The 11,221-nt window shown below is 66.5% G+C and carries 9 protein-coding genes and 2 pseudogenes; 6 read left to right on the top strand and 5 right to left on the bottom strand.

Annotated features, from left to right (window positions below):
* The 4 genes and pseudogenes from VNW74_RS01210 to VNW74_RS01225 all read left to right on the top strand — a co-directional run.
* Window positions 1–640 (top strand): annotated as a pseudogene (locus VNW74_RS01210) (hypothetical protein); the annotation flags it as partial.
* The gene (locus tag VNW74_RS01215) at window positions 622–1,176 is read left to right on the top strand and encodes an adenine phosphoribosyltransferase (RefSeq protein ID WP_325674784.1); all 555 of its coding nucleotides are present in this window, start codon (window positions 622–624) and stop codon (window positions 1,174–1,176) included. The pseudogene VNW74_RS01210 and the gene VNW74_RS01215, both read left to right, overlap by 19 nt.
* A 92-nt stretch (window positions 1,177–1,268) precedes the next feature.
* Window positions 1,269–3,584, top strand: a complete 2,316-nt coding sequence (locus tag VNW74_RS01220) for a RelA/SpoT family protein (protein WP_414686571.1) — start codon at window positions 1,269–1,271, stop codon at window positions 3,582–3,584.
* Between the two features lie 48 nt (window positions 3,585–3,632).
* Window positions 3,633–4,670, top strand: coding sequence for an NAD-dependent epimerase/dehydratase family protein (locus tag VNW74_RS01225; RefSeq protein WP_325674786.1), 1,038 nt, complete (start codon window positions 3,633–3,635; stop codon window positions 4,668–4,670).
* 4 nt (window positions 4,671–4,674) lie between these two features.
* On the opposite strand, the gene VNW74_RS01230 is transcribed toward VNW74_RS01225, so the two are convergent.
* The 3 genes and pseudogenes from VNW74_RS01230 to VNW74_RS01240 all read right to left on the bottom strand — a co-directional run bounded on the left by VNW74_RS01230 (window position 4,675) and on the right by VNW74_RS01240 (window position 7,386).
* The gene (locus VNW74_RS01230; RefSeq protein ID WP_325674791.1) at window positions 4,675–5,556 is read right to left on the bottom strand and encodes a peptidylprolyl isomerase; all 882 of its coding nucleotides are present in this window, start codon (window positions 5,554–5,556) and stop codon (window positions 4,675–4,677) included.
* 126 nt (window positions 5,557–5,682) lie between these two features.
* Window positions 5,683–6,429, bottom strand: a pseudogene (locus VNW74_RS01235) (serine/threonine-protein kinase); the annotation flags it as partial.
* A 75-nt stretch (window positions 6,430–6,504) separates the two neighbouring features.
* Entirely contained in the window at window positions 6,505–7,386 is an 882-nt protein-coding gene (locus VNW74_RS01240; RefSeq protein ID WP_325674787.1) for a peptidylprolyl isomerase, read from the bottom strand.
* A gap of 164 nt (window positions 7,387–7,550) precedes the next feature.
* Here VNW74_RS01240 and VNW74_RS01245 point away from each other — a divergent pair, with 164 nt between their 5' ends.
* Window positions 7,551–8,222 (top strand): MBL fold metallo-hydrolase, encoded by a 672-nt coding sequence (locus VNW74_RS01245; protein WP_325674792.1) that lies wholly within the window; start codon window positions 7,551–7,553, stop codon window positions 8,220–8,222.
* Window positions 8,219–9,490 carry a histidine--tRNA ligase gene (hisS, locus tag VNW74_RS01250; protein ID WP_325674788.1) on the top strand — a complete coding sequence of 424 codons (1,272 nt, stop codon included), beginning with the start codon at window positions 8,219–8,221 and terminating at the stop codon, window positions 9,488–9,490. Before VNW74_RS01245 ends, hisS begins: the two co-directional genes overlap by 4 nt.
* A 307-nt stretch (window positions 9,491–9,797) precedes the next feature.
* On the opposite strand, the gene VNW74_RS01255 is transcribed toward hisS, so the two are convergent.
* Both VNW74_RS01255 and VNW74_RS01260 read right to left on the bottom strand, forming a co-directional pair.
* Window positions 9,798–10,700: a haloalkane dehalogenase gene (locus VNW74_RS01255; protein WP_325674789.1), complete on the bottom strand. Its 903-nt coding sequence runs from the start codon at window positions 10,698–10,700 to the stop codon at window positions 9,798–9,800.
* A gap of 14 nt (window positions 10,701–10,714) precedes the next feature.
* A partial coding sequence (locus tag VNW74_RS01260) for an acyl-CoA dehydrogenase family protein (protein WP_325674790.1) occupies window positions 10,715–11,221 on the bottom strand: 507 nt, incomplete at its 5' end.

Below are 11,221 nucleotides of genomic sequence, written 5' to 3' on the forward strand. Positions count from 1 at the left end.
GCGGGACGCCGCGACGCCGATCGCCAATGCGCGGCTGCACACCACGGTCGACGACGCCATCGGTCAGGCCGAAAACGTCCCTGAAGCAGGCCAGTTCATCAAATCGAACCCGGACGCAGCGCGCGCGGCGCTGGCCGGGAAACCGCTGGCGGTGAAAATCGGCTATCGGGGTCCCAACGCGCGACTGGCCGCCATCGTCGGTGCGATCGCCAAGGCCTGCGGTCCGGCCGGTATCACCGTTTCCGACGTGACCTCGGACGCCGTCGGCCCACAAGCACTCAAGGACGGTGCCGTCGACGTGCTGCTGGCCAGCACCGGCGGCGCCACCGGCAGCGGTTCGACGGGGTCGTCGGCGATCGACGCCTACGCTCTGCACACCGGCAACGGAAACAACTTGTCCGGCTACACCAACGGTCAGATCGACGGCATCATCGCCGCGTTGGCGGTCTCGGCCGACCCAGCCGACCTGGTCCGGCTGCTGGCCGAGAGCGCGCCGGTGCTGTGGGCCGGAATGCCGACATTGCCGCTGTATCGCCAGCAGCGCACCCTGCTGGCGTCGAAGAAGATGTATGCCGTCGGCGCCAACCCGAGCCGCTGGGGCGCCGGCTGGAACATGGACCGATGGGTGCTGGTGCGGTGAATGCGGCCGACCGCGACTCGACAGCCGATCTGATCACGTCGCTGACGCGGCAGGTCGCCGATTTCCCCACCGCGGGAATCCAGTTCAAGGACTTGACCCCGGTGTTCGCCGACCGCCGTGGGCTGGCTGCGGTGACCGACGCGCTGGCCGACGTCGCGTCCGGCGCTGACCTGATCGCCGCCATCGACGCGCGCGGGTTTCTGATCGGCGGGGCGGTCGCCGCCCGACTCGGCACCGGTGTGCTGGCGATCCGCAAGGGCGGAAAGCTGCCGCCGCCGGTGCGCACCGAGAATTACCAGCTCGAGTACGGCACCGCGAGCCTGGAACTTCCCGCCGACGGGATCGAATTGTCCGGCCGCCGCGTTGTGATCGTGGACGACGTGCTGGCCACCGGTGGCACGCTGGCGGCCGCGCACCGGCTGCTCGAGCAGTCCGGCGCGCAGGTGAAGATCGCCGCGGTGGTCATCGAATTGGCCGGGCTGGGCGGGCGCGAGCTGGTCGCGCCGCTGCCGGTGCACAGCGTCGCGGTTCTCTAGCGCACAGCGCGGCGGGCTATATCCTTGAGGCTCCGGAGGTGACGAACGTGGCGGACGATAAGGGCACGGCAATTCAGCCGCCCACCGAGCCGCTGCAGCTCGCCGACATCCCGCCATCGGGTGAGCTCGGGATCGGTCTGAAGGCTCCCAGTAGTGCCTCGCGCCGCGTGCGCGCCCGGCTGGCGCGGCGGATGACCGCTCAGCGCAGCACGATCAGCCCCGTGCTCGAACCGCTGGTGGCGGTGCACCGGGAGATCTACCCGAAGGCCGACCTGGCGTTGTTGCAGCGGGCCTACGAAGTGGCCGAGCAGCGGCACGCCAGCCAGTTGCGACATTCGGGGGACCCCTACATCACCCATCCGCTGGCGGTGGCCAACATCCTCGCCGAGCTGGGCATGGACACCACCACGCTGGTGGCCGCCCTGCTGCATGACACCGTCGAGGACACCGGTTACAGCCTGGAGGCCTTGTCGCAGGATTTCGGCGACGAGGTCGGCCACCTGGTCGATGGGGTGACCAAGCTCGACCGAGTGGTGCTGGGTAGCGCCGCCGAGGGCGAGACGATCCGCAAGATGATCACCGCGATGGCGCGCGACCCGCGGGTGCTGGTGATCAAGGTGGCCGATCGGCTGCACAACATGCGGACCATGCGCTTCCTGCCGCCGGAGAAGCAGGCGCGCAAAGCGCGCGAAACACTGGAAGTCATTGCCCCGCTTGCACACCGGCTGGGTATGGCCACGGTCAAGTGGGAGTTGGAGGATCTGTCGTTCGCGATCCTGCATCCCAAGAAGTACGAGGAGATCGTGCGACTGGTCGCCGGCCGGGCGCCGTCGCGTGACACCTACCTGGCCAAGGTCCGCGCCGAGATCGTCGCGATGCTCACCGGGTCGAAGATCAGCGCGGTGGTGGAGGGACGCCCTAAGCACTACTGGTCGATCTATCAGAAGATGATTGTCAAAGGCCGCGACTTCGACGACATCCACGATCTGGTCGGCGTCCGCATTCTTTGCGACGAGATCCGGGACTGTTACGCCGCCGTCGGCGTGGTGCATTCGCTCTGGCAGCCGATGGCGGGCCGGTTCAAGGACTACATCGCCCAGCCGCGCTACAGCGTGTACCAGTCGCTGCACACCACGGTGGTCGGCCCGGAGGGCAAACCGCTGGAGATCCAGATCCGCACCCGCGACATGCACCGCACCGCCGAATACGGCATCGCTGCGCACTGGCGCTACAAAGAAGCCAAGGGCCGCAACGGAGTTCCACATCCCCTCGCCGCGGCCGAAATCGACGACATGGCCTGGATGCGCCAACTGCTCGACTGGCAGCGAGAGGCGGCCGACCCCGGCGAGTTCCTGGAATCACTGCGTTACGACCTTGCGGTACAAGAGATCTTCGTGTTCACCCCGAAAGGCGACGTCATCACGCTGCCGACCGGCTCAACGCCGATCGACTTCGCCTACGCCGTGCACACCGAGGTCGGCCACCGATGCATCGGCGCCCGGGTGAACGGCCGACTGGTGGCGCTGGAACGCAAGCTGGAAAACGGCGAGGTCGTCGAGGTCTTCACGTCCAAGGCACCCAACGCCGGGCCGTCGCGAGACTGGCAGCAGTTCGTGGTGTCACCGCGCGCCAAAGCCAAGATCCGCCAGTGGTTCGCCAAGGAGCGCCGCGAGGAGGCGCTGGAGTCCGGCAAGGACGCAATGGCTCGCGAAGTTCGCCGCGGCGGACTTCCCCTGCAGCGCTTGGTCAGCGGCGGATCGATGGCCGCAGTGGCCAACGAACTGCACTACGCCGACGTGTCGGCGCTCTACACCGCGGTCGGCGAGGGCCATGTATCGGCTAAGCATGTGGTGCAGCGGTTGCTGGCCGAGCTGGGCGGCATCGACCAGGCCGAGGAGGATCTCGCCGAGCGGTCCACTCCGGCGACGATGCCGCGGCGCCCGCGCAGCACCGACGACGTCGGGGTGGCGGTGCCCGGTGCCCCGGGCGTGCTGACCAAGCTCGCCAAGTGCTGCACACCGGTGCCCGGCGATCAGATCCTGGGATTCGTCACACGTGGCGGTGGAGTCAGTGTGCACCGCCACGATTGCACCAATGCCGCGTCCTTGCAGCAGCAGGCCGAGCGCATCATCGAAGTGCACTGGGCGCCGTCGCCGTCGTCGGTCTTTCTGGTGGCGATTCAGGTCGAGGCACTCGACCGGCATCGGCTGCTGTCGGACGTCACCCGCGTGCTGGCCGACGAGAAGGTGAACATCCTCTCAGCGTCGGTGACCACATCAGGTGATCGGGTGGCGATCAGCCGGTTCACGTTCGAGATGGGCGACCCCAAGCACCTGGGGCATCTGCTGGATGTGGTGCGCAACGTCGAGGGTGTCTACGACGTCTACCGGGTGACATCTGCCGCCTGAGCGGCCCGACCGGGCCGACCCCTTACCGTCGGTATTACGGTAAGTGATATGGCGTCGGACAATGACCAGATGACCGCGGCCGGACAACGGGCTCTCGTGATGGGCGCGAGCGGCAATGTCGGTGCCTGCGTTACCCGTCACCTGGTCGCTGCGGGTGCCGATGTCCGGGTCCTGTTACGAAAGTCGAGTTCTACGAAGGGAATCGAAGGGCTCGACGTCGAGCGGCACTATGGCGGATTATCCGACACGGCGGACGTCGCCGCCGCCATGTCTGAACGCGACGTGGTGTACTACTGTGTCGTCGACACCAGAGCGGAACTGCGAGATGCCGCTCCGCTGTTCGAGACCAACGTCAACGGCCTTCGCAAAGTACTCGACGTGGCGATGAACGCGAACCTGCGGCGGTTCGTCTTCCTGAGCACGATCGGCACCATCGCCATCGGCAGGAACGGCGAAACCGTTGACGAGGACACGCCCTTCAACTGGTCCGACCAAGCCGGCAGTTATATCGCGTCACGGCGCCAGGCGGAGCAGTTGGTGTTCTCCTACGTGGCGAAGCACGGGCTGCCCGCCGTGGTGGCCAACGTGTCCAACCCGTACGGGCCGCCCGACTGGCAGCCCCGACAAGGGATGTTCGTGCAGCTCGCCGCGCTCGGAAAACTGCCGTTCTATATCCGCGGCGTCGGAGCCGAAGTGGTCGGTATCGACGACGTCGCCGACGCGCTGCTGCTGGCGGCCGAACGGGGACGAATCGGCCAGCGCTACATCATTTCTGAGCGTTATATGACGCATCGTGAACTGGTGACCATCGCCGCGGAGGCAGTTGGCGCGCGGCCGCCACGCCTGGGTGTCCCGATGGCGATGGTCTACGGGTTCGCGCACGTGTCGGACGCCATCAGAGCGCTATCCCACCGTGACTTCCCGATCGGCAGCCAGAGTGCCCGGCTCATCGCGCTGACCTCGCCGGCCAGCCATGCCAAAGCCACCCGTGAACTCGGCTGGTATCCGGCGCCCACCGAACACTTCATCCAGCGCGCAGCCCAAACCTATGTAGACAGAGGCGGATTGGACGCCGCCGAAACGTAGCGCCTCAGCTCAGGCTCGCCGACGTGATGGTGACGGGGGTGGCGGGCGCACCGTCCTCGCGACCGCCGGCGACGCCGGCCGCGGCGATCTTGTCCACTACTGCGAGGCCGGTGGTGTCTATGGTGCCGAAAACGGTGTATGCGGGGGGCAGCAGCGAGTCCCGGTACACCATGAAGAACTGGCTGCCGTTCGTGAACGGTCCGGCGTTGGCCATCGCCAGCGTGCCCCGCGGATAGACGACGGGCTTCTTCAGCGCCGGATCGCCGGGCGGGTACTGGTTGGTCGGGTATTCGTCGACGAACTGATAACCCGGCCCGCCGGTGCCGTCACCCTTCGGGTCACCACACTGCAAGACCGACAACCCCGGCGACGTGGTCAGCCGGTGGCATTGGGTGTCGTCGAAAAACTTCTGCCGCGCCAGGCTGACGAAACTGCGCACCGTGCAGGGTGATTCGTTATTAGCAAGGTGCAGGCCGATCTTGCCTCGATTGGTGACTATGTCCAGGTCGACCGGAGCGGGAGTGGTCGCCACTCGGCCGGTCCGCGGTGGCGTCACCGCTTTGCCGGCCGCGTCGGCGGACGGCGGGTACAAGCAGTCGGCGCCCACGGCGGGGGAGGGCACGAATGGCGGCAGCTTCGGGACGGCCGGAGGTGCCACCGGGGCCGAGGTGGTCGTCGTGGTGGTAGTGGTGCTGCGCGAGGCTGCGGCGGTGCTGGTGGGGGCGGCCGACGATGTCTCGGTTGCGCCGCGATCCGAGGTTGTGGCGGTAATAATCACCAGCGCGATCACACCGAAGAGCGCCGCGAGCACTGCGGCCAATCCACCGACAATGGCCAGCGCGTGCCCTCGGTCGGCGGATTGTGCAGACGGGCCTGGCTGCACCATCCGCGGCCGCGGGGTGGCCGGTGATCCGGGCGGCGGTGGCGGCGGGCTCGGCGGCGGAATGAAACGATTGTCCAGCGCTGCTCTTGCGGCCTCGGCCAGCTGCGATGCCGTCTGGTAGCGGGCCTGCGGGCTTTTGGCCATACCCGCGGCGATCACTGCGTTGAATGTCGGCGGTATGCCCGGGGACGATGTCGAGGGTCGCGGCGGTGGGGCGGTCAGGTGCCCGGCGCGTTGTTCTTCGAATGTGTCTCCGGGATAAGGCTGTTGCCCCGTCAAGCATTTGTGCAATACACAGGCGAGCGAATACACGTCAGCGCGGGAATCACCCGCGCCGCTGAACCTTTCGGGTGCCGTGTAGGCGCCGGGGATATGGCCCATGCTGGCCGTGGCGGTATCGGTGGGGTTGCGCGCGAGCCCGAAATCGGTTAAATAGACGAAATCTCCTGGCGCGACCAAGATGTTCGACGGCTTGACGTCGCGATGGACCAGTCCTACCCGGTGGGCGCTGTCAAGCGCCGCGGCGATTTGTGCGATGATCGCGACCGCGCGTGCGGGAAGTATTCGGCCGCCTTCGTTTCTGATCGCGCGACCGAGGTTGCTGCCCTCGATCAGCTGCATGTCCACGTACAGTTGACCGCCGATCTGGCCAAAGTTGTGGATCGGCACCACGTGCCGGTTGTTGAGGTCGGCCGCCGCGGGTACGTCGCGGCGGAACTGTTCGCGAAATTCTGGATCCTCGTCCAGGTCCGGCGCCAGCACCTTGACGGCGACTATCTGGTCTGTAACGGTGTCATCGGCCCGGTAGACCTTCCCCGATGCGCCGCGGCCGATTAAGTCGAGCAGCTGGTAGCGCCCGAACGTAGTCACCTGCACAAAGAATTCTCCTGTCAGCGTGCGGCCCGCCGCGATTCAATCGACCATAGACGGCCGAGGCCGCCGACGGCTCGATCAGTCCATCCGCACCGACTTGATCGTGACTTCGATGGTTGGCTGGCCGTCCTGACCGCCGCCGGCAACGCCGCCCTTGGCGATCTTGTCCAGGGTAGCCAGCCCGTCCTGTTGAATCTTGCCGAAGACGGTGTATTCGGGTGGCAGCTGAGTGTCCTTGTACACCATGAAGAACTGGCTGCCGTTGGTGTTCGGTCCGGCATTGGCCATGGCCAGGGTGCCGCGCGGGTAGATCACCGGCTCGTGCACCGCGGGATCCTCGGGCTTGTATTGGTCGGTCGGATATTCGTTGGCGAACTGATAGCCGGGCCCGCCGCTGCCGTCGCCGGTCGGGTCACCGCACTGCAAAATCGACGATGTCGGTGAGGCGGTGAGGCGGTGGCACTGAGTGTTGTCGAAGAACTTCTGCTGCGCCAGGCTGACGAAACTGTTGACAGTGCAAGTTGATTCGTTGTTCGCGAGCAACAGGCCGACGTTTCCTTGATTAGTGACCATGCTGACACTGACCTGCGCCGGGTCGGTGGGCACCTTGCCTTGCCTCGGCGGGTTCACCGGCTTGCTGGCCTGTTCCGCCGAAGGCTCGTATTGGCAGTTGGCGCCCAGATTGGCGGCCGGTTTGAACGGCGGCAACGGCGGTATGCCCGACGATGGGCCCGGAGCGGCGCCGGTGGCCGAGCTCCCGGCTGCCGTAGTCTGCTTGTTCTTGTGCTCGTTATTGGTCAGGACGACCGTTGCTATCACCGCGACGACGACGACCGCCGCCGCGACCGACCCGCCAACGATGGCCAGCGTCCGGCGACGACGGGCCTGCTGAGCGCGGCGTTCCAGCTGCCGTTCGAGTTTGCGCTTGGCCGTCGCACGTCGCTGTTCATTGGTCGGCACCGCCGATGTCCCTCCGTGGTTGTCTGCTCAGTCAGCAAAGAGTGTGCCAGTTGATGCTGGCTAGGGGTGGCGCGACCCGCGCTCGCGGGGCGCGACGGCCCGACTTCTTCTCCTCTGACTGCGTCGGCCGCATCGTCGTCGGGCGGCATGGGAAACTGGAGATCGTGTTCATGACCGGATTTCCCGCTGGGTTGCTGCAGTGCAATTGCTATGTACTGGCGCCGCACCCCGGGGCCGACGCGATCGTCATCGACCCGGGCCAGCGTGCGATGGGCCAGCTGCGGCGCATTCTGGACAAGAATCGGCTGACTCCCGCGGCGGTGCTGCTCACCCACGGTCACATCGACCACATCTGGTCGGCGCAGAAGGTGTCCGACACCTTCGGCTGCCCTGCATACATCCATCCCGAGGACCGGTGCATGCTGACCGATCCCATCAAAGACTTCGGCCCGCGGCTGGGGCAGCTGCTGCTGGCGGCGATATTCCGCGAGCCCAAACAGGTCATCGAGCTGGATCGAGACGGCGACAAGATCGACCTCGGCGGGATCAGCGTCACCGTCGACCACACGCCCGGCCACACCCGGGGATCGGTGGTCTTCCGTGTCCCGGATGCCGGGGACGACAAAGACCTCGTGTTCACCGGCGACACCCTGTTCGAGCGCTCGGTGGGCCGGACCGACCTGTTCGGCGGCAGCGGCCGTGATCTGATGCGCTCAATCGTCGACAAGCTGTTGGTCCTCGACGACAAAACGGTGGTCCTGCCCGGACACGGCAATTCCACCACGATTGGCGCGGAACGGCGGTTCAACCCCTTCCTCGCAGGGCTGAGCCCGTGACGGACTTCTCAGCGTTTTCTGGGCCCAAGGGCGTACCGGACTACGTCCCGCCGGATTCGGCCGCGTTCGTCGCGGTGCGTTCGGGGTTGCTCGACGCCGCCCGCCGAGCCGGCTACAGCGACATCGAGCTCCCGATATTCGAGGACACCGCGCTGTTCGCGCGAGGGGTGGGCGAGTCCACCGATGTGGTGTCGAAAGAGATGTACACCTTCGCCGACCGTGGCGACCGCTCGGTGACGCTGCGCCCGGAGGGCACCGCCGGGGTGGTGCGTGCGGTGATCGAGCACGGCCTGGACCGCGGCGCGCTGCCGGTCAAGCTGTGTTACGCGGGCCCGTTCTTCCGCTACGAGCGGCCTCAGGCCGGTCGCTACCGCCAGCTGCAGCAGGTCGGTGTGGAGGCGATCGGCGTCGACGACCCCGCGTTGGACGCCGAGGTGATCGCCGTCGCTGACGCCGGCTTCCGCTCACTCGGTCTGGACGGGTTCCGGCTGGAAATCACCTCGCTGGGCGATGAAACCTGCCGTCCGCAGTATCGGGAACTGTTGCAGGATTTCCTGTTTCAGCTTGACCTCGACGAGGAAACCCGCAAGCGCGCTGAGATCAACCCGCTGCGGGTACTCGACGACAAGCGTCCAGAGGTCAAGGCGATGACCGCCGACGCACCGGTGATGCTCGACCACCTGTCCGATGTGGCCAAGCAGCATTTCGAGACCGTGCTGGCGCACCTCGATGCCGTGGGCGTGCCGTATGTCATCAACCCGCGGATGGTCCGCGGGTTGGACTATTACACCAAAACCACCTTCGAGTTCGTGCACCCTGGCCTGGGTGCCCAGTCCGGCATCGGCGGCGGCGGTCGCTACGACGGTCTGATGCACCAGCTCGGCGGACAGGACCTGTCGGGCATCGGGTTCGGTCTCGGCGTGGACCGCACGCTGCTGGCGCTGCGGGCCGAGGCCAAGGACGTCGGACGGATCGCCCGGTGCGACGTGTTCGGAGTGCCACTGGGCGAGCAAGCCAAGCTGCGGCTGGCGGTGCTGGCCGAACAGCTGAGGGCCGCCGGTGTGCGCGTGGATCTGGCCTACGGCGATCGCAGCGTCAAGGGCGCGATGCGCGCCGCGGACCGCTCGGGTGCGCGGCTGGCTCTAGTCGCCGGTGACCGCGACATCGAAGCGGGAACCGTCGGCGTGAAGAATCTGACGACGGGCGAGCAGGTCGAGGTCGCAATGGATTCGGTTGTCGCCGAGGTGCTTTCGCATCTGAGTTTGTAGTTGACGCCAGACACCCGAGCCCCTTTTGCCACAGGAGTCACCACGGAGAGGGACATGGCTTTCTGCCCGGCTACGAGCGACAATCGCGTCGATGTCATAGCTGCGTGGAATCGAGCTGCGCTACGTACTGGCGATGTACCTCGCGCGTGCCACGGAATTCCTAATCCACCAGCGCGTGCCGGCCTTGCGCGATGAGGCCGCCAGTTGTCGCTCGTAGGCGGGCACATCGACACATCCCGATCTTCCAGGGATTCCTGCGAATGTTGAGGCGCCTGAGGTTAACCCGCCGGGCGGCCGCTGCCGCTGATCAGCCGCCCACCGCCGGTAGGCTCCGGACGAAATCCGCTACAGCCGAGCCGATTTCGTCCGGACTGTCCTCCTGGATGAAATGCACCCCGGGAACGGTGACTTCAGCCAGGTTGGGCCAGCTGCGGACGTAGTCGCGGACTCGCCCGGTGATGATCGCGCCGGGGTCGGCGTTGATGAACAGCTTCGGCACGTCGCTTTCGGCGAGCCAGTCCCGGTACTCCTCGACCACGGCGACCACCCCTGCCGGCTCGCCGTCGATCGGGATGTTGCGCGGCCACGACAACGTGGGCCGGCGGTCTTCTCCGGCGTTGGCGAACGGCCGCCGATAGTGGTCCATCTCCTCGTCGGATAGCCGTCGCCGGATCGCGCCCGGCAGCACGCCCTCGACAAACATGTTCTGCTCCAACACCATTCGCTCGCCCTCGGGCGAACGGAAGCCCTGGAACACCCCCCGCACGCTGCTGTGGAAGTCCAGCCACGTCATCGGAGTCACGATCGCCTCCATGAACGCGATACCGGCCACCCGGCCACGGTGCTGGTTCGCCCAGTCGAAACCCAGCGCTGATCCCCAGTCGTGTAGCACCAACACCACCCTGTCGCCGAGGTCGAGGGCGTCCCACAGCCCGAAAAGGTACTCACGCTGTTCGGCGTAGTGATAGCGGTCGGGGCCAGACGGGCTGAGCTTGTCCGACCCGCCCATGCCGATCAGATCGCAGGCGACCAGCCGACCCAGACCTTCCAGACGCGCCATGACGTTGCGCCACAGATACGACGACGTGGGATTGCCGTGCTGAAAGACGATTGTCGTGCCGTCGGGGCCGTTGCCCTCGTCGACGTAGGCCATGCGCTTGCCCGCGATCTCCCGGTACCGCAGCTGCCGGTACGGTTCGGCGTTCAGCATGGCGTCACCTCCGATCAGCTCCGGCTGTGCTTGACCTGGTTGAAGGGTACGCCGCGATCGGCGGCGTGTTCGCGCGGAAAGCCCAGCACCCGTTCGCCAATCACGTTGCGCGCCATCTCGGTGGTGCCGCCGCCGATGCTGGCGATCTGACGGCCCAGGTAGCGGATGCCGATATCAAGTAGGTGTGCATCATCCTCGATCACGGCCGCCGTACCCGTGACGGCAACGGCGGTGTCCGTTTCGACGTCGTGGACTGCAGCCATCGACAGCCGGATGATCGATCCCGCGGTCGGCGGCAGGGCTCCGCCGGCCACCGCGTGAAAGACGTGCTCGCTGAGCTGACGCGCAACCGCGCGGTGGACCAGGGCACGCCCGACCATCTCCCGGACGCGTTCGCTGTCGTGCTGGTTCGTCCTGTCGACCAGCGACAGCAGATCGATCGAAACGTCCTCGGCTTCAGCGATTCCGGGTCCGCTGGTGTATTCGGAACCATCGCCCATCGTGCGTCGCTCGTGATACAG

This window comes from Mycobacterium sp. (assembly GCF_035570115.1).
Lineage (GTDB): Bacteria > Actinomycetota > Actinomycetes > Mycobacteriales > Mycobacteriaceae > Mycobacterium.